Raw genomic sequence first — 17,740 nt, forward strand, 5'->3', positions numbered from 1 at the left:
CTACACACCCTAAAACCTCTCCCGCGGCCGGCCATCATAATATCAACCGACGGGCGACCGTCCGGCCGGCGGCCGGCACGCCGGTCCCGCCGAGTCCGACGCCGGTCCGGTACGGCTCGCCGGCGCCGCCGTGCCCATCGGCCCCGGCCCCCGGGTGGCCGACACCCGCGCGGCCGTCGCCCTCGCCCCGGGCGCCGCGGCCGGTACGGCCACCGGCTGGATCCGCCCGCCCGGCGGCGGCCCGAACGGCGCCGAGCCCGGCCCGCCGCCCGGCTCCCGTCCGCTGCCGGCACCGTCCCGTGCCCCCGAGGCGCGGACCCCGGCCCCGGAGGCGCCCGGCCACTGGCGTCCCTGGCGTTTCCGCATGTCGAACGACGTGTGGGGCACCCCCGTCGTCGACGGCGACCTGCTGTACGTCACCTCCTTCGAGGTGCACGCCCTCGACACGGCGAGCGGCCGGCGCCAGTTCAAGACCCGTGACGTGGCCTGGTCGATGGCGGTGGCCGGCGGCCGTATCCACGCCTCCGACGGGCCGACCCTGTACGCGCTCGACGCGCTCGACGGCAGCGAGCGCTGGCGGCTGCACACGGACGCCTGGGTGTACTCCCTTCAGGTGGACCGGGGCACCGTCGTCACCGGCACCCGCGGCGGCGGCGTCCAGGCGTGGGAGGCCTCCAACGGCGCCAAGCTGTGGGAGATCACCGGCGCCCAGACCGACTTCGAGACGGTCGAGGGCGGGCCCGCCGTGCACGGCGACACCGTCTACGTGTGGCGCGACGCCCGGCTGCTCGCGCTCGACGCCCGTACGGGTGCCGAGCGCTGGTCGTACCCGATCGGCGACGCCGCCTCCTGCGCCCAGGTTCCGGTGCGGGTCGCGCCGGCCGAGGACGGCTGCGTGTACGTCGCGGCCGGGACGCGCGTGCTGTCCGTGGACATCGCGACCGGGCACGTGCGCTGGCACTTCGAGGCGCCGGCCGTGTTCCTGTCGCCGCCCGCGTTCGCCCCGGGACCGGCGGTCACGGGCGGCGGGGTGTACCTGGCCGACCACCTCGGCACGGTGTACGCGCTCGACGCGACGACCGGCAAGGACCGCTGGCGGATCGCGACCGAGCCGCGGCAGTCGACCGAGCCGGTGCTGATCGCCGCGGGCAACATCCACGTCGGCAGCGGCAGCGCGCTGTACACCCTCGACGCGGTCACCGGCACCCCGAAGTGGCGGTTCGCGGCGGGCGGCGAGCTGATCGGCACCCCGGTGGTCGCCGACGGCCGGGTGCACTTCGGCTCCGCCGACCACGTGCTCTACACGCTGGACGCGAGCGGCGGGCAGCTGCGCTGGAAGCTGGCGACCGGTGGCGAGATCACCGGCTCGCCGGTGGCCAGGAACGGCGTCGTGTACGCGTGCAGCAAGGACCGGTGCGTGTACGCGCTCGACGCGGTGAAGGGGACGGCGACGAACCGGGGCGCGTAAGGCCTCGGCGCGACAGCGAAGAGGTCACGCCCGGGGCTGTCAGCCCGGGGCTGTCCCGCCCGGGGCTGTCGGACCTGTGCTGTCGGACCTGCGCTGTCACGTCCGTCGCTGTCATGCCCGGCGTTCCGGGGGCGGCGGCGTGTCGTCGCGTCCCGGGTCCCATCGGGGTGCGCCGGAGGACGGCGGCGGTGTGCCCTCGCGGGGCGGTGCCGACTCCGGCGGTGGTGCGACGGGCGGTCGGCCGTGGTCCGTCCAGGTCTGCTGTTCGTCCGGCGGTGCCGTGTACGGGTGCTCGGGCGCGTACGGCCGGTGGTCGGGCGACGGCTCGTCGAGCGTCGGACGGCTCGGCCGGTGGGGCCGGTCCACGCGGGTGGCGTGCGGCCGCGGGCGCCCGGACATGACCACCGCGCCGATGAGCAGCAGCACGCCGCCGCCCAGCGCGTTGGCGACGCCGTCGCCGAGGCCCCCGCCGCCGGAGTCGACGGTCAGGCTGCCCTCGGCCTGCCCGACCCGCACCATCCAGAGGATCGTGAAGCCGAGGACGACGACGCCGGCGAGGGCGACCAGCCAGCGGCTGCGGAAGACGACGCCGGCCAGCGTGAGGAGGGCGGCGAAGAGGAAGGGCAGCAGGATCGAGGCGATCGCGTCGGCCTTGGCGTCGGTGATGCCGGTGAACAGGTCCTCGATCGGATAGTCGCGCCCGTGACGGCCGTCGTACCAGGCACGGAAGGGGCTCCAGACGGCGGCCGTCGCTCCGGCGAGCGCCAGTACCGAGCCGACGATGTTGCGGATCACCGATCGGCCTCCTTCGGTCGGGCTCTCGCTGTCGACGCTACGCCGGGTGCGGGGGCCCCGCCAGGCGACCGGGCGCTCCGGCGCTAGGGTGACGCGCACACGCCGAAACGGCAGGAGGACGGACGGGGGGAGCGGCGATGGTCCGCACCAGGCTGAAGCTGGCCGCGACGCTCACGGTGGTCGTGCTCGCGCTGACGGGCTTCCAGACGAGCAGCAGCGGTGGCCACGGCGGTGGCAAGAGCAAGAGCGGGAAGAGCAGGAGCAGCAGCAGCGGCGGTGGTGGCGGCTGCTCCAGTTCCGAGAAGAAGAACGACGACTACGACAACGCCTCCAGCGGTTCGGGGAGCTCGGGCAGCTCCGGCGCCTCGGGCGACCCCGTGTACACGCCGTCGCCGACCAGCGGGCCGGCGGACCTCAAGGTGGAGGTCTTCCAGTGCGTGCGGCCCGCCGAGAAGAAGCGCAAGGGCAAGCCGGCCCGTGCGGCCGACACCACCGCGTCGATCCGGGTCACGCCGGGGTACGACGTGTCCGGTACCTACCGCGTCGTCCTGGAGTTCGAGCGCGGCGACGGCTCGCCGGTCGACCGGGGGGAGATCGTGATCGACGTGGCGTCCCCGGATTCCCGGATCTACGACGTTGCGATGATGCACCCGCGGACCGTCGCACAGGTGAAGAGGTGCACCCTGCTCGGGGCGGTGCGGCTCTCCGGGGTGACGCCGAGCCCGACGGCGAGCGCCTCCTGAGACGCTTGGCAAGAGAGGGTCCCGGAGTCCAGTAGGGTGTCGTGCGCCTGTCAACGGTCTTCGTGGACGGGCACCGTCACTCTGCCTGTGCACTCGCACACATTCTCAACGGGGGTTGAAGCGTGAAGCTTCGTCATGTCCGTGCCATCGCCGTCTTCGGTATCGCCCTGGTCGCCCTCACCGGCGCCCGCGGCTCCCACGGCGGCAGCTGCGGCGGCAGCCACGGTTCCAGCAACAACTCCAGCCACTCCAGCAGCGGCTCCGACGGCAACTCCAGCAGCTCCTCCGGCAGCGTCAGCGGTGTCGGCGGCTCGTCGAAGGACCGCGCCTCGCGTGACGTCAAGATCGACGAGTGCGCGCTGAGCGCGGACGGCAAGAACCTGGTCGCCAAGCTGACCATCACCAACAGCGACTCCTCGGCGTACCTCTACGACGTCACCATGCAGTTCAAGGGCGACGCCGGCAAGACCGTCGACCTCGCGCTGGCGCAGGTCAGCGACCTGCGGGTCGAGGGCGGCGCGTCGAAGTCCACCGAGGCCACCACCCCGTACACCGGCTCCGGCAACGGCTCCGAGTACACCCGCTGCGAGGTCTCCTTCGCCGACCGCACCATCGGCTGACGAGCCGTACCGGCACGGCGCCGCGGCTTCGGCCCGGCGGCGCCGCCTCAGCGCAGACGGAAGCCCTTGCTCCCGGCCCCGCCCCCGCCCCGCGCCCCGAACAGCTCCGCCTGCCGGTCCGCCGGCAGGTTGCCGAGCGTCACCAGGTGCGGCGCGTGGGCGAGGGCCTGGGCGCGGGCGGCCTCCTTGGCCGACCACAGGGCCCGCACGGTGCCCTGCACGGCGCGGGTCGGGCAGGCGGCGATGACGGCGGCGGCGCGGACGGCGGCGTCCAGTGCCTCTCCCGCCGGGGTCAGCTCGCTGACCAGGCCCGTCTCGTACGCGCGCCGCGCCGAGATCCGCTCCGCGGTGCCCATCAGGGCCATCCGGGCGACCTCCCCGTAGGGCATCTTCTGCGCCATGTGGATGGTCTCGAAGGCGCTGACCATGCCGTAGGTGGTGTGCGGGTCGAAGAACTCGGCGCCCTCGCCCGCGATCAGGAACTCGGCCTCGCCGAGCAGGTAGAACGCCCCGCCGCAGGCCATGCCCTCGACCGCGGCGATGACGGGTTTCCACAGGTCGTTGGCCTTGGGGCCGATGGCGACGAGCGGGTCGTCGATCGCGTAGGGCGAGGAGGGCTGGGGCACGCGTCCGGCGTCGTCCCGGTCGATCCCGGTGCAGAACGCGCGCCCGCCGGCGCCGGTGACGACGACGGCCCTGACCTCGTCCTCGTACCGCAGCCGCCGCCAGGTCTCGCCGAGCTCGCGGGCCATGTCGAGGGTGATCGCGTTGTGCTTGCGGGCCCGGTCGAGGGTGACGACGGCGATCCCGCGTTCCTTGTCGCGTTCCAGCGAGATGCCGGTGCCGTCGCGCGTGCTCATCCGCGCTCCAGGATCCAGCGGGGCACGGTGACGCCGTCGATCTCGGTGAAGACGGCCTTCACGGCGGCGCCGATGCGCAGCCGGGCGGGGTCGACGGAGTTCAGGGGCGCGTCGGGCGCGCTGACGACGTTGCCGGCGAGGCGGACGCGCGGGGCGTCGGCGAGTTCGACGAGGACCGCGTTGTACGGGGCCTGGGCGGCGTAGTCGGGCAGGAGCGGCGGGTGGGGCAGGACGAAGGACCAGATCCGGCCGCGCCCGGACATGAGCCGCCACTCGCTGTCGAAGGACTGGCAGTGCGGGCAGCAGGGGCGGGGCGGGAAGCGGAGTTCGCCGCAGCCGTCGGCCGCGCAGGCCTGGATCCGGAGTTCGCCTCGGGCGGCGTACTCCCAGAAGGGGGCGCCGTCCTCGTCGATGACGGGTGTGAGCATCTCAACTCCTGAGCAGGATCGCGGATGTGGGGACGCCCTCGCCGGCGGTGACGAGGCAGGTGCTCGCGTCCGGGACCTGGGCGGTGGAGGTGCCGCGGAGCTGCTTCACGCCCTCGTTGATGAGGTTGAAGCCGTGGACGTACGCCTCGGAGAGCCCGCCGCCGCCGGTGTTGAGCGGCAGCCGGCCGCCGGTCTCCAGTGCGCCGCCTTCGGTGAACGCGCCGCCTTCGCCCCTCCCGCAGAAGCCGTAGCCCTCCAGGGAGAGCGGGACGAGCGGGGTGAAGGCGTCGTAGATCTGGGCGACGTCGACGTCCGCGGGCCCGAAGTCGGCCTGTTTCCACAGGTGGCGGGCGGCGGTCCAGGCGGGGCCGGAGAGCGGGTCGTCGTTCCAGTAGTTGACCATGCCGTGGTGCTGGGCGGGCAGGCCCTGGGCGGCGGAGTGGACGTAGACGGGCTTTCGCCGGCAGTCGCGGGCGCGCTCGGCGGAGACGATCACGCAGGCCAGGGCGCCGTCCGTCTCCAGGCAGTTGTCGTAGAGGCAGAGGGGTTCGCTGATCCAGCGGGAGGTCATGTACATCTCGCGGGTCAGCGGTCGCTCGTACATGATCGCGTCCGGGTTCTGGTTGGCCCGGTTGCGGCAGGCGAGGGCGACGTTGAAGAGGTGGTCGCGGGTGGCGCCGTACTCGTGCATGTAGCGGCGGGCGAGCATGCCGATCTCGTCGGCGGGCCGCAGCAGCCCGAAGGGCCGGGTCCACTGCCCGGGCGTGGGCAGCTGGACGGCGGTGTTCTTCCAGGGTCGGGGGCCGCTGCCGCGCTTGCGCGAGCGCCAGGCGACGCCGACGCTCGCCTGCCCGGTGGCGACGGCGGCGGCGAGGTGGGCGACGGTGGCGCAGGAGCCGCCGCCGCCGTACCCGACCTTGGAGAAGAAGGTGACGTCGCCGGCGCCGATCGCCTTGGCGACCTCGACCTCGTCGGTCTCCTCCATCGTGTACGAGGCGAAGGCGTCGACCTCGGCGGGCGCGATGCCGGCGTCGTCGAGGGCGGCGAGGATCGCCCGGCAGGCGAGGGTCTTCTCGGACTCGGGGAGGCGTTTGGCGAAGGCGGTCTGGCCTATGCCGACGATGGCTGTGCGGTCCTTGAGCACGGCAACCCCCTCGGTGTCGTCGTTGCTGACAGCGCGTCAGGCTACAGCTAATCTGACGGATAGTCAGCTACGGGAGGGTGGACGGCGATGGAGTACGGCTCGATACCGGAGTTGGTGCGCGGGGCGGCCGAGCGGTACGGGCCGCGTGAGGCGGTCGTCGAGGGACGCACCCGCGTCTCGTACGCCGAACTCGGGGCCCGCGTCGAAAGGGCGGCGGCCGCGTGCCTCGCGGCCGGCGTACGCGCGGGGGACCGGGTCGCGGTCTGGGCGCCCAACACGCTCGACTGGATCGTCTCGGCGCTCGGCGCGGTCACGGCGGGCGCGGTGCTGGTCCCGCTGAACACCCGCTTCAAGGGCACGGAGGCGGCGGACGTGCTGGCCCGTTCGCGGGCCCGGCTGCTGTTCGTCACGGGCACCTTCCTGGGCACCTCGTACGTGGCCTCCCTGCGGCGCGCGGAGGTCGAACTCCCGGACCTGGAACGGGTGGTGGTCTTCAGCGACACGGTGCCGGACGATCCGGCCTACACCACCTGGAAGTCCTTCCTCGCGGAGGGCGACGGCGTGGCGCCGGAGGAGGTGCGGGCTCGGGCCGCCGCCGTCGCGCCGTCGTCCCCCTCGGACATCGTCTACACCTCGGGCACGACGGGCCGCCCGAAGGGCGCCGTCATCACCCACGAGCAGACCCTGCGCTGCTACGAGGTGTGGAGCGAGCTGGCGGGGCTCCGCGAGGGCGACCGCTATCTGATCGTGAACCCCTTCTTCCACACCTTCGGCTACAAGGCCGGGATCATCGCCTGTCTGCTGCGCGGGGCGGTGATGGTCCCGCAGCCCGTCTTCAACGTGGACACGGTCCTGGCGAACATCGCGGCGGAGCGGATCTCGGTACTGCCGGGCCCGCCGACCCTCCACCAGTCGCTCCTCGACCACCCGTCCCGCGCCGCCCACGACCTGTCCACCCTCCGCCTGGTCGTCACCGGCGCGGCGGTCGTCCCGCTCCGGCTCGTCGAGCGACTCCGCGCGGAACTCGGCGTCGCCACCGTCCTCACGGCGTACGGCCTCTCCGAGGCGAGCGGCATCGTGACGATGTGCCGGCGCGGCGACCCGGCGGAGGTGATCGCGACGACGTCGGGCCGGGCGATCCCCGGAACGGAGGTCCGCCTCTCGGAGACCGGCGAGGTGCTGGTGCGCGGCTTCCACGTGATGCGCGGCTACTTCGAGGACGAGGAGGCGACGGCGGCGGCGGTCGACGGGGACGGCTGGCTGCACACGGGTGACGTGGGCGTCCTGGACGAGGCGGGAAACCTCCGCATCACGGACCGGATCAAGGACATGTTCATCGTCGGCGGCTTCAACGCCTACCCGGCGGAGATCGAACAGCTCCTGGGCCTCCACCCCGACATCGCCGACGTCGCCGTCATCGGCATCCCGGACCCGAGGCTCGGCGAGGTCGGCAAGGCCTTCGCGGTACGGCGACCGGGGGCGCGGGTGACCGCGGACGACCTGATCGCGTGGTCGCGCCGCGAGATGGCGAACTACAAGGTCCCGAGGGAGGTCGAGTTCGTCACGGAGCTCCCGAGGAACGCGAGCGGGAAGGTGGTGAAGGGGGAGCTGCGGGCGCAACGGGCGCGCTGAGCGCGGGGCCCGGTGGGCGCAAGCTGTTGCGGGTTCCGGGCCGGTGGGCTCAGGGCGCCGCGGGTTCCGGGCCGGTGGGCTCAGAGCGCCGCGGGTTCCGGGCCGGTGGGCTCGGGGCCCGTGCGGTCGGGGGACGGTTGCCGTTCCACCACGCCGAACCAGTGCCAGCAGCCGAGCGCCAGCGCGGACGTCAGCCACACCACGCCCAGCCAGGGATAGGCCGCGTCCCCCGCGCAGTCCGCCAGGTCCGCCTCCCCGGCCGCGTCCATGCGGTGGCACAGGCTCGGCGTCCCCACGACGATCTGCACCGGCCACGCCAGCACCATCGTCCCCACGAGCCCGCCGACCGCCCCGAACCCGGCCGCCGCGACGCCCCGCGCACCCCGGCTGCCCGGCTCGTGCCGCGCGGGCCGGTAGAAGGTGGCGATCTGCAGTGCCAGCGTCACCCCGAGCGCGAAGCTCAGCCAGTCGTAGCGCCCCTCGCCCAGTGACAGCGTGATGACCGCGGCGAGGGAGGCCGACCACAGCGCGGCCTGGTCGACGACTCCCCTGCTCTCCTGCTCCATGGTCCGGAGGCTAGAAGCGGGCCGGTCCCGGCCGGCCGGGAAGCGGACGGACGTCGCCCGATGGAGTGGAAGAGGCGTACGCCCCGGCGCACGGCGGCAGTACGCCAAGGGCCCGGACCGGTGTCACCGGTCCGGGCCCTCCCCCCTTTGCGCGCGCGTGGCGTGCCTCGCCCCGCACGGTCGGTGGTCCCCACCACCTGCCGTGCCGGACACGAGCGATCATCAGACAGATCGAACGCGGGTGCGAGCCAGGTTGGCTGAATCCGTCAGGTCGCGCGCGCGGGTGCGGCGAAGATCCGTGCCCGGCGCGCGAAGGAGGGGCCGGGCTGCTGCCCGGCCCCTCCTCATCGGCTCCGTACGAAGCGTGCGGGCCCTGCCCCAGGTTTCCCCCCGGTCCCCTCGGGCGTCCCCCGAGCCCGCGCTCCGTACGGCTCCCGCTCGGCCCCGGCGACTCCCCCGATGGCGCCGCCGGAACCGTCCCCCGTGGTGGAACAGCTCGTGGCCGTACCGTCAGATCGTCCCGCCGGTCGCGTGGGAGTCCAGCGGCTTGATCGGCTCGCTGGTGGCGTGCGAGTCCAGCGTCGTGACGTCGCCGGCCTGCGTGTCGAGCGGCTTGATCGGCTCGCTGGTGGCGTGCGAGTCCAGCGTGGTGATGTCCTCGCCGGTGGCGTGCGAGTCAGCGGGCTTGAGGTTGTCGGCCATGGAGTCGACTCCTGAAATCGTCGAAAGGCGGATAGTAGAGCCGTCCGCCCGGCAACTCCCCCGTGAGTCGCCGGGCGGACGACGTCCAAAGCCGATCACCTTAACGGTGGGGCCTCGTGCCGATTCGCCTGCCCCCCGACGCGACGGATCGACAACTCCGAGGATGGCGCGTGGCGATAAACGAACGATGAACGCCCAGTCCAGACCCCGGCGGCCGCGCGCCCGGGGTCCCGGCCGCGCACAGGTCACGCCGCGGCGGCCGGGTGGAGCAGGGCCCGGACGGCCTCGGCCTCGGGGGAGTCCAGCTGCTCGAAGACCGCGAGGGCGTCACCCCAGCAGGCCTGCGCCCGGCCGATCTGTCCGAGCCCGGCCAGGCTACGGCCCAGGACGGTCAGGACGTTCGCCCGCCGCCAGTCGCCGCCGATGCCGTGGAGCACGGAGAGGGCCTGCTCGGCGCAGGACGCGGCCGACGCGTGCCTGCGGTCGGCGAGGTGGACCTCGGCGATCCGGAACAGGGTCATGCCGTGCCAGAGCTGCTGCCGGCTCTCCTGGAACACGGCCAGTGCCTCGGTCAGCACCTCGCCCGCGCGGGCGGTCTGCCCGGCCGCCGTGAGCGCCAGACCCAGGGCGTACTTGCCGTTCGCGAGCCGCAGCGCCAGGCCGGCGTCCGCGGATTCGTAGATCGCGATGCCCTGCTTCGCCAGATCCACCGCACCCGCCACCCGGCCTGTCGCCAGGTGCACCCGCGACAGGTTGCAGAGCGCGCTCGCCTCGCCCGGCCGGTTCGCGTCGGCGCGGAACGCCTCGCGCGCCTTGGACAGATGGGCCTCGGCGTCGGCGTGGCGGTTCTCGTAGAGCGCCAGGATGCCCCGCTCGTTCGGCGCGTTCGCCAGCGTCCAGGGGTCCCCGGACACCCGGCTCAGCGCGTCGGCGGCACCCGCTTCCTCCGCGGCCTCCTCGAACCGGCCTGCCGTGCTGTACAGCTGGCTGAGGGTGGTGCGGGCCCGACCTTCGGAGTGGGCGTCGCCGAAGGCGCGGGCGGCGTCACGGACCGCCTTCGCCGCGGTCTCGTAGCGGTGCGCGTTGGCCCCCGACTCGGCGAGGTCCTTGGCGGCCATCAGGAGGTCGACGGCCCGGCGCACGAACGGCCGGGCCAGCGACTGCTGGGCGCACGCGAGCACGCAGTCCGCCTCGGCGTGCAGCCAGTCCAGTGCCTGCCCCGCGTCGGCGAACGAGAGCCCGGCACGGTCGGTGGTCTCGAGATGGTCCACCGTCCGGTCCCCCGGCCGCTCGATCGCGTACACCTGCGCCGCCGTCGCCAGGTAGAAGTCCAGCAGCCGCGACAGCGCCAGCTCCCGTTCCACCGGCGGGTGTTCGTCGCGTTCCGCGCACGCACGCGCGTAGAGGCGGACCAGGTCGTGGTAGCGGTAGCGGCCGGGGGCCGCGGACTCCACGAGGGAGGTGTCGACCAGGGCCTCCAGGAGGTCCTCGGTCTCCCACTCCGGGAGGTCCAGGACCGCCGCGGCCGCCGCCAGCGAGATGTCCGGGCCGTCGGCGAGGCCCAGGAGGCGGAAGGCGCGGGCCTGGGCCGGCTCCAGCTGGCCGTAGCCGAGCTCGAAGGTGGCCTTCACGGCCAGGTCGCCGGCCTGCAGCTCGTCCAGCCGGCGCCGCTCGTCCGCGAGCTTCGCCGCCAGGACCGAGACCGTCCAGGTGCGCCGCGCCGCGAGGCGCGACGCGGCGATGCGGATCGCGAGGGGCAGGAAACCGCAGGCCGCGACCACGTCGAGGGCTGCCTCCCGCTCCGCCCGCACCCGCTCCTCGCCCACGATCCGGGTGAAGAGCTCCAGCGCCTCCTCGGGCGACATGACGTCCAGGTCCACCAGATGCGCGCCCGCCAGGTCGACCATGCGGATCCGGCTGGTCACGAGGGCCGCGCAGCCCGCCGTGCCGGGCAGCAGCGGACGGATCTGCGCGGCGTCGCGCGCGTTGTCGAGCAGGACCAGGACCCGGCGGCCGTCGAGCGTCGAGCGGTAGAGCGCCGCCCGCTCGTCGAGCGAGTCCGGGATCGCCGAGTCGGGCGTGCCGAGGGCGCGCAGGAACGCGCCGAGCACGGCCTCCGGGGCCGCCGACCGCGCCCCGGCCCCCTGGAGGTCGACGTACAGCTGCCCGTCCGGGAAGTGCGGCCGGGCCTCGTGGGCGACGTGCACGGCGAGCGTCGTCTTGCCGACGCCGCCGATGCCGGCGAGCGCGGACACGGCCATGACCGAGCCCTCGGCGGTCGCGAGCCGGGCGCCCAGTTCCCGTACGAACGCGGCGCGGCCCGTGAAGTCCGGGACCGTGGCGGGCAGCTGGGCGGGGCGCGCGACGGGCGTGGCGGCCGGCGCCGACTCCTCCACGGGCCGGGCCAGTTCGGCGTCGGCCTGCAGGATGCGCTGCTGGAGCCGGGAGAGTTCCGGGTTGGGGTCGACGCCCAGTTCGTCGGCGAGTAGCCGCCGGGTGTCGGCGTAGACGGCGAGCGCCTCGGCCTGCCGGCCGGAGCGGTAGAGGGCGAGCATGAGGAGTTCCCGCAGGCGCTCGCGCAGCGGGTGGGCGGCGGTCAGCGCGGTGAGCTCCGAGACGGCCTCGGCGTGCGCGCCGACCTCCAGGTCGAGGTCGAGCCGGCTCTCCAGGAGCTGGAGCCGCCACTCCTCCAGGCGGGTGCGCTGGGTCTCGGCGTACGGGCCGGGGACGGAGGCCAGCGCCTCGCCGTCCCACAGGGCGAGCGCCTCGTTCAGCCGGTCGCGGGCGGCGCCGCGGCGTCCGGCCGCGCGCAGCTTCTCCGCCTCGGCGGCGAGGTCGTGGGCCCGGGTGAGGTCGAGGGCGGTGGTGCGCAGGGCGTAGCCGCCGGACTCGCTGACGAGGACGCCCGGGTCGAGCGCCTTGCGCAGCCGGGAGGCGTACGTACGGACGGCGGCGAGCGCCTGCGACGGCGGGTCCTCGCCCCAGATGGCGTCGATCAGCTCGGAGGCGGTGGCGGTGCGCCCGTCCCGCAGGAGCAGGGCGGCGAGCAGGGCGCGCTGCTGCGGCGACCCGGTGGGCAGCGGCGCGCCGCCCCGGGCGGCCCGCACGGGCCCGAGCACGGCGAAGCTGAGCCCGTCACCGGCGGCCTCCGCGCCGGTCACGGCGGGCGCGCCGTCCGTCGCCGCGACGCCGGGCTTGCCGGCCGCCCCGGCCACGCCCGGCGCGCCGGCCGCTCCGCCCGCTCCGGTCTCCTCGGGTGCGCCGGAGCGCGGGTCGTCGGCAGGCCCGGTGCCGGTCCTGGCGGAACCCGGTGCCGGAGTCCGCTGTTCCGGAACGCGCGGCCCGTTCTCACGGTCCATATGTCCCCCTGCCCGTACAGCTGGTTTCGCCCGAGACAGTCTGCCTTGTCCGGAGGGGGTGCGTCAGCATCGGGTCGGTCGATCCGGGCGGGCGCGGACCGGTCGTGCGGCGTTCCTCCCGTACCAGTTAGCTGACGGATCGTCAGATCGGCGCTACCGTGAAACACATGGAGAGCTTCCCCAAGATCATCTCGGTGGACGACCACACCGTGGAGCCCCCGCACGTCTGGCAGGACCGGCTCCCGTCCCGTTACCGCGACACCGGCCCCCGGATCGTCCGCGCCCCGCTGAAGGAAATGTCCTTCCTGGGCGGAAAGTTCGCCCCCGTGATGGGCGCCAAAGGGGACGAAGGCCCCATCGGCGACTGGTGGGTCTACGAGGACCTCCACCGGCCCCTCACCCGGCTCGACACCGCCGTCGGCTACGACCGCGACGAGATACGGCTCGAGGTCATCACGTACGAGCAGATGCGCCCGGGCTCGTACAGCGTCCCCGACCGCCTCGCCGACATGGACGTCAACCACGTCCAGTCCGCCCTCTGCTTCCCCACCTTCCCCCGCTTCTGTGGACAGACCTTCACCGAAGCCGCCGATCGTGAACTCGGTCTCCTCGGCGTCCGCGCCTACAACGACTGGATGGTCGAGGAGTGGTGCGGCCCCGAGGCGCGGGGCCGGCTGATCCCGCTCATCCTGATCCCGCTCTGGGATCCGGAGCTCGCCGCGGCCGAGGTGCGCCGCAACGCCGCGCGCGGCGTCCGCGCCGTCGCCTTCTCCGAGATCCCGCCGCACCTGGGGCTGCCCTCGATCCACACCGACCACTGGGACCCGTTCCTGCGGGCCTGCGACGAGACCGGCACCGTCGTCGCCATGCACATCGGCTCGTCCAGCCGGATGCCGTCCACGTCCGCCGACGCGCCGCCCGCGGTCGGCTCCACCATCACCTTCGCCAACTGCTGCTTCTCGATGGTCGACTGGCTGATGAGCGGCAAGTTCGAGCGCTTCCCGAACCTGCGGATCATGTACGCCGAGGGCCAGATCGGGTGGATCCCGTACGTCCTGGAGCGCGCCGACGTGGTGTGGGAGGAGAACCGCGGCTGGGGCGGGGTGGCGGAGAAGGTGCTGCGACCGCCGTCGGAGCTGTTCGCCGAGCACGTCTACGGCTGCTTCTTCGACGACGCCTTCGGGCTGCGCAACCTCGACGCCATCGGGGTGGGCAACGTGCTGTACGAGACGGACTACCCGCACTCGGACTCCACCTGGCCCAAGTCGAGGGAGGTCGGCGAGGCCCAGATGGGCCACCTGGCACCGGACGTCGTCGAGCGGATCGTCCGCGGCAACGCGATCGACCTGCTGGGCCTGACCCCGGACGGCCTCTGGGTGCCGTGACGGGCGGCGTCCACCGGCCGGGCCCGGTTCTTCGAAGTCACCCGGCCGGGCCGGTACGCCTCCTGTCGCGCGTCCGCTGCGCGGCGGCGTAGGCGCGGTCCTCGTCCTGGGAGTCGGCGAGGTCCGCGTACCCCACGGCGTCACGGACGGACCGCTTCTCGGCCTGGTGCCGGAGCCCGGCGTCCTCCACCGCTTGCCACTGGCGTGCGCGCTCGAAGTGGCGGCCGATGCGTGCCGCGCGCTTCAGCGGCTCCGGCTCCTCGTCCATGTCGATCCGGGCCGTCGTCGCTCAGACCTTGATCACGCGGATGCCGGACCCGCACAGAGCGGCCAGATCCTCCGGGTTCGAGGTCAGGACCGTCACCGGAGCCGGAGAGGACAGCGCCGTCGCGGCCACGAGGGCGTCGAGGGCGTACTTGTGGCCGTGCAGACCGGCACCCGCCAGGAGCTTGCAGGCCAGGCGGGCGACGGTCTCGCTGGGGGGAATCACGTTCACGCGCGAGACGGCGTAGTCGAAGCGGGCCTGGGGGACCCGGGCGTCCCGGGCCTCGACGAGGGTGACGGAACTGGTCACGACCCGGATGTCCTCGGCCTCGGCCGCGACGAGCCATTCAAGGAGGTCGGTGGAGCGCCGTACCAGCAGGGACAGGCCCTCGCAGTCCAGAACGAGTGTCCCGCTCACGCGGCGTCCGCCGGCCTCGCGGTCTCGGCGCGGAGCATGGCGCGCTTCGCCTCGACGGCGGCGGCGTCGGCCGGGCCGAGTTCCGCCTCGGCATCCTCGATCAGCTCACGCAGCCGCTCCCGCTCCAGCTGGCGCTGGATGAGGGACTCGATGTACGCGGACATGCCGCGCCTGCCGGTGCGCTCCTTGAGCGCGGCGATCGTCCCCTCGTGCAGGGAGACGGAGACGGGTCGGGTCGGGCCCTCGCCGGGGCCGGGCTGCTCGCTCACGGAGTGAATGATAGCAGCCGATTGTTAATCCTATTGTTATTTGCCGCCCCCTTCGCCCGCACCTCTTGCCTGACGAGGCGTCAGCGGACAGCATGGGCCCTCGACCAGAACTGACGGAACGTCAGATAGGGAGTCCTCGTGGCCGTCGTCTACGGGATCCAGCTGCCCGTCCAGTCCCAGAGCACCCTCTACGCCGAGTCCTGGGAGGCCGCCGCCGGCCCCGCCGACCTGCTCGCGGTCGCCCGGGCCGCCGACGCGCACGGCTTCGACTACGTCGCGTGCTGCGACCACGTCGCCATCCCGCGCCGGCTCGCCGGTGCGATGAGCACCGTCTGGTACGACCCGGTGGCCACGCTCGCCTACCTCGCCGCGGCCACCGAGCGGGTCCGGCTGCTCTCCCACGTCGCCGTCGTGGGACTGCGCCACCCGCTCGTCACCGCCAAGGCGTACGCGACGCTCGACCACCTCTCCGGGGGCCGGCTGGTCCTCGGGGTCGGGGCCGGGCACGTCCAGGAGGAGTTCGAGGCGGTCGGGGCGGACTTCGCCGGGCGCGGCGGCGTGCTCGACGAGACCGTCGACGCGCTGCGGGCGGCGCTCGGGCCCGAGGAGTTCCCGGAGCACGACGGCCCGCGCTTCTCCTTCCGGGACCTGGGCCAGCGGCCCCGGCCCGCGCAGGCGCGCGTGCCCGTCTGGGTCGGCGGCTCCTCGCCCGCCGCCGTGCGCCGGGCCGCCCTCAAGGGGGACGGCTGGCTGCCGCAGGGCGACCCGCGCGGCCGGCTCGCCGAGCAGATCGGCACGCTGCGGCGGCTGCGCGAGGAGGCCGGGATCGAGGCGCCGCTCACGGTCGGCGCCATCACCGAGGCGCTGTACGTGGGCGAACCCGGCTGGGACACCGGCCGGCGCACCCTGAGCGGCAAGCCGCAGGCGCTCGCCGAATCCCTGCGCGCCTACGGCGAGATGGGCGTGCACCAGATCCAGGTGCGGTTCCGCTCCCGGAGCCGTACCGAACTCACCGACCAGATGGCGGCGTTCGCGACGGAGGTCGCCCCCCACCTGAACTGAGGAGCCGGTGTCATGGGCAAGCTGGACGGGCGCGTCGTCGTCATCACGGGCGCGGCGCGCGGGCAGGGCGAACAGGAGGCGCGACTCTTCGCCGCCGAGGGGGCGAGGGTCGTCCTCGGGGACGTGCTCGACGAGCAGGGCGAGGCGCTCGCCAAGGAGCTGGGGGAGGAGCGTGCGGCGTACGTCCGCCTCGACGTGACGAGGGAGGAGGACTGGTCCGGCGCCGTGGCCGTCGCGAAGGACCGCTTCGGCCGCGTCGACGGCCTGGTGAACAACGCGGGCATCCTGCGCTTCAACGAGCTGGTGTCCACGCCTCTGGCCGAGTTCCAGGCGATCGTGCAGGTCAACCAGGTGGGCTGCTTCCTGGGGATCCGTACGGTCGCGCCCGAGATCGAGGCGGCCGGCGGCGGCACGATCGTCAACACCGCCTCGTACACCGGCGTGACCGGGATGGCCGGGGTCGGCGCCTACGCCGCCACCAAGCACGCCGTCCTCGGGCTCACCCGGGTCGCGGCCGTGGAGCTGGCGGCGAAGGGCATCCGCGTCAACGCGGTCTGCCCGGGCGCGATCGACACCGCGATGAGCAACCCGGAGGGCGTGGACCCGGCGGCCACCGCCGAGCTCTACCGGAACCTCGTGCCGCTGGGGCGGATCGGCCGCCCGGAGGAGGTGGCGGCCCTCGCGCTCTTCCTGACGGCCGAGGACTCCTCGTACATCACCGGCCAGCCGTTCGTGATCGACGGCGGCTGGCTCGCCGGCGTCAAGCTCTTCTGACCGCCTCCGGACCTCCTCCGGAACCCTGCCGCCGAGCCCGTCTGACGATCCATCAGGTATTGACAGGCCGGGGCACATCAAAGAATCTGACGACACGTCAGAAACTCACGAGGACGGTGAACTTCCTTGGAATTCGGGATCTTCGTACAGGGATACGTCGGCAAGCGCGCCGAGACCGATCCCGAAGCCGAGCACAAGGCCCTCATGGAGGAGACCGAGTACGTCATCCAGGCGGACAGGTCCGGGTTCAAGTACGCCTGGGCCTCCGAGCACCACTTCCTGGAGGAGTACTCGCACCTCTCCGCCAACGACGTCTACCTCGGTTACCTCGCCCACGCCACCGAGCGCATCCACCTCGGTTCCGGCATCTTCAACCCGCTCGCCCCGGTCAACCACCCGGTGAAGGTCGCCGAGAAGGTCGCCATGCTCGACCACCTCTCCGGCGGACGCTTCGAGTTCGGCTCCGGCCGGGGCGCCGGCTCCCACGAGATCCTCGGGTTCTTTCCGGGCATCACGGACATGAACCACACCAAGGAGATCTGGGAGGAGACGATCGCCGAGTTCCCCAAGATGTGGCTCCAGGAGGAGTACGAGGGGTTCCAGGGCAAGCACTGGTCGCTCCCGCCGCGCAAGGTCCTGCCCAAGCCGTACGGCAGGTCGCACCCGGCCATGTGGTACGCGGCGGGCTCCCCGTCCTCGTACGCCATGGCCGGGAAGAAGGGCCTCGGCGTCCTCGGCTTCAGCGTGCAGAAGGTCTCCGACATGGAGTGGGTCGTCGAGTCGTACAAGACCGCGGTCAAGGAGGCCAGGGCGGTCGGCGACTTCGTCAACGACAACGTCATGGTGACCTCCACGGCGATCTGCGCCGAGACCCACGACAAGGCCGTCGAGATCGCCGTCGGCGGGGGCCTCAACTACCTCCAGTCGCTGCTCTTCCGCTACCACGACACCTTCCCGCGCCCCGAGGGCGTCCCCGAGTGGCCCGAGCTGCTTCCCGAGTACTCCGCCGAGATCATCGAACTCCTCATCCAGGAGGAGCTGATGATCTGCGGCGACCCGAGCGAGGTCCTCGCCCAGTGCAAGCGCTGGGAACAGGCGGGCGCCGACCAGCTGTCCTTCGGCCTGCCGATCGGCATCTCCTACGAGGACACGATGAACACGATCAAGCTGATCGGCGAGCACGTGATCCCGGAGATCGACACGGACCCCGTCCACCGCACCACCCGCTTCCGGCAGTCGGCCGGCAACTGA

General features: G+C 73.2%; 17 protein-coding genes and 1 pseudogene. 8 read left to right on the top strand and 10 right to left on the bottom strand.

The genetic code is table 11. The features are described from left to right. Positions 1-67: 67 nt before the first annotated feature. Positions 68-1,468, top strand: a pseudogene (locus ACFVGS_RS06840) (PQQ-binding-like beta-propeller repeat protein); the annotation flags it as partial. Positions 1,469-1,579: 111 nt separating this feature from the next. Here the strand turns inward: ACFVGS_RS06840 and ACFVGS_RS06845 are convergent. Next, entirely contained in the window at positions 1,580-2,263 is a 684-nt protein-coding gene (locus ACFVGS_RS06845; RefSeq protein WP_385691157.1) for a hypothetical protein, read from the bottom strand. A 137-nt stretch (positions 2,264-2,400) separates the two neighbouring features. Here ACFVGS_RS06845 and ACFVGS_RS06850 point away from each other — a divergent pair, with 137 nt between their 5' ends. Next, positions 2,401-3,006, top strand: coding sequence for a hypothetical protein (locus ACFVGS_RS06850; protein ID WP_385691159.1), 606 nt, complete (start codon positions 2,401-2,403; stop codon positions 3,004-3,006). A 122-nt stretch (positions 3,007-3,128) separates the two neighbouring features. Next, on the top strand, positions 3,129-3,626 hold the full coding sequence (locus tag ACFVGS_RS06855) for a hypothetical protein (protein WP_384421750.1): 498 nt from the start codon (positions 3,129-3,131) through the stop codon (positions 3,624-3,626). 47 nt (positions 3,627-3,673) lie between these two features. Here the strand turns inward: ACFVGS_RS06855 and ACFVGS_RS06860 are convergent, their stop codons facing one another. From ACFVGS_RS06860 to ACFVGS_RS06870, 3 genes are read right to left on the bottom strand one after another with little or no spacing between them, the layout of a single operon-like run. Further along, on the bottom strand, positions 3,674-4,486 hold the full coding sequence (locus ACFVGS_RS06860) for an enoyl-CoA hydratase/isomerase family protein (RefSeq protein ID WP_385691161.1): 813 nt from the start codon (positions 4,484-4,486) through the stop codon (positions 3,674-3,676). Then, positions 4,483-4,914, bottom strand: coding sequence for a Zn-ribbon domain-containing OB-fold protein (locus ACFVGS_RS06865; RefSeq protein WP_384421754.1), 432 nt, complete (start codon positions 4,912-4,914; stop codon positions 4,483-4,485). The genes ACFVGS_RS06860 and ACFVGS_RS06865 overlap by 4 nt, the downstream gene beginning before the upstream one ends. Before the next feature lies 1 nt (position 4,915). Further along, positions 4,916-6,058 (bottom strand): lipid-transfer protein, encoded by a 1,143-nt coding sequence (locus ACFVGS_RS06870; RefSeq protein ID WP_385691164.1) that lies wholly within the window; start codon positions 6,056-6,058, stop codon positions 4,916-4,918. Positions 6,059-6,145: 87 nt separating this feature from the next. Between ACFVGS_RS06870 and ACFVGS_RS06875 the strand changes: the two genes are divergently transcribed. Then, a complete protein-coding gene (locus ACFVGS_RS06875; RefSeq protein ID WP_385691166.1) occupies positions 6,146-7,690 on the top strand; it encodes a FadD3 family acyl-CoA ligase in 1,545 nt (514 codons plus the stop codon). 80 nt (positions 7,691-7,770) lie between these two features. Here the strand turns inward: ACFVGS_RS06875 and ACFVGS_RS06880 are convergent, their stop codons facing one another. The 3 genes from ACFVGS_RS06880 to ACFVGS_RS06890 form a co-directional block, all read right to left on the bottom strand. Beyond that, entirely contained in the window at positions 7,771-8,256 is a 486-nt protein-coding gene (locus ACFVGS_RS06880; RefSeq protein WP_385691169.1) for a hypothetical protein, read from the bottom strand. 510 nt (positions 8,257-8,766) lie between these two features. Beyond that, on the bottom strand, positions 8,767-8,958 hold the full coding sequence (locus ACFVGS_RS06885; protein WP_384421761.1) for a hypothetical protein: 192 nt from the start codon (positions 8,956-8,958) through the stop codon (positions 8,767-8,769). A 245-nt stretch (positions 8,959-9,203) separates the two neighbouring features. Further along, entirely contained in the window at positions 9,204-12,317 is a 3,114-nt protein-coding gene (locus tag ACFVGS_RS06890; protein WP_385691171.1) for a BTAD domain-containing putative transcriptional regulator, read from the bottom strand. 167 nt (positions 12,318-12,484) lie between these two features. On the opposite strand from ACFVGS_RS06890, the gene ACFVGS_RS06895 reads away from it, so the two are divergent. Continuing rightward, positions 12,485-13,702 (top strand): amidohydrolase family protein, encoded by a 1,218-nt coding sequence (locus ACFVGS_RS06895; RefSeq protein WP_385691174.1) that lies wholly within the window; start codon positions 12,485-12,487, stop codon positions 13,700-13,702. Positions 13,703-13,739: 37 nt separating this feature from the next. Here ACFVGS_RS06895 and ACFVGS_RS06900 read toward each other — a convergent pair whose 3' ends face one another. Genes ACFVGS_RS06900 through ACFVGS_RS06910 form a run of 3 tightly spaced genes read right to left on the bottom strand, consistent with a single transcriptional unit; the run spans position 13,740 to position 14,653 of the window. Further along, positions 13,740-13,970 (bottom strand): hypothetical protein, encoded by a 231-nt coding sequence (locus ACFVGS_RS06900; protein WP_385691175.1) that lies wholly within the window; start codon positions 13,968-13,970, stop codon positions 13,740-13,742. Between the two features lie 21 nt (positions 13,971-13,991). Beyond that, entirely contained in the window at positions 13,992-14,384 is a 393-nt protein-coding gene (locus tag ACFVGS_RS06905) for a type II toxin-antitoxin system VapC family toxin (RefSeq protein WP_384421769.1), read from the bottom strand. Next, a complete protein-coding gene (locus ACFVGS_RS06910; RefSeq protein ID WP_384421771.1) occupies positions 14,381-14,653 on the bottom strand; it encodes a hypothetical protein in 273 nt (90 codons plus the stop codon). Before ACFVGS_RS06910 ends, ACFVGS_RS06905 begins: the two co-directional genes overlap by 4 nt. A 138-nt stretch (positions 14,654-14,791) precedes the next feature. On the opposite strand from ACFVGS_RS06910, the gene ACFVGS_RS06915 reads away from it, so the two are divergent. The 3 genes from ACFVGS_RS06915 (at position 14,792) to ACFVGS_RS06925 (ending at position 17,740) form a co-directional block, all read left to right on the top strand. Next, the gene (locus ACFVGS_RS06915; RefSeq protein ID WP_384421773.1) at positions 14,792-15,715 is read left to right on the top strand and encodes a TIGR03619 family F420-dependent LLM class oxidoreductase; all 924 of its coding nucleotides are present in this window, start codon (positions 14,792-14,794) and stop codon (positions 15,713-15,715) included. A gap of 12 nt (positions 15,716-15,727) precedes the next feature. Further along, a complete protein-coding gene (locus ACFVGS_RS06920) occupies positions 15,728-16,489 on the top strand; it encodes an SDR family NAD(P)-dependent oxidoreductase (RefSeq protein ID WP_385691179.1) in 762 nt (253 codons plus the stop codon). A gap of 126 nt (positions 16,490-16,615) precedes the next feature. Beyond that, positions 16,616-17,740 carry an LLM class flavin-dependent oxidoreductase gene (locus ACFVGS_RS06925; protein WP_385691181.1) on the top strand — a complete coding sequence of 375 codons (1,125 nt, stop codon included), beginning with the start codon at positions 16,616-16,618 and terminating at the stop codon, positions 17,738-17,740.

It is taken from the genome of Streptomyces sp. NPDC127114, assembly GCF_042677525.1.
GTDB lineage: Bacteria > Actinomycetota > Actinomycetes > Streptomycetales > Streptomycetaceae > Streptomyces.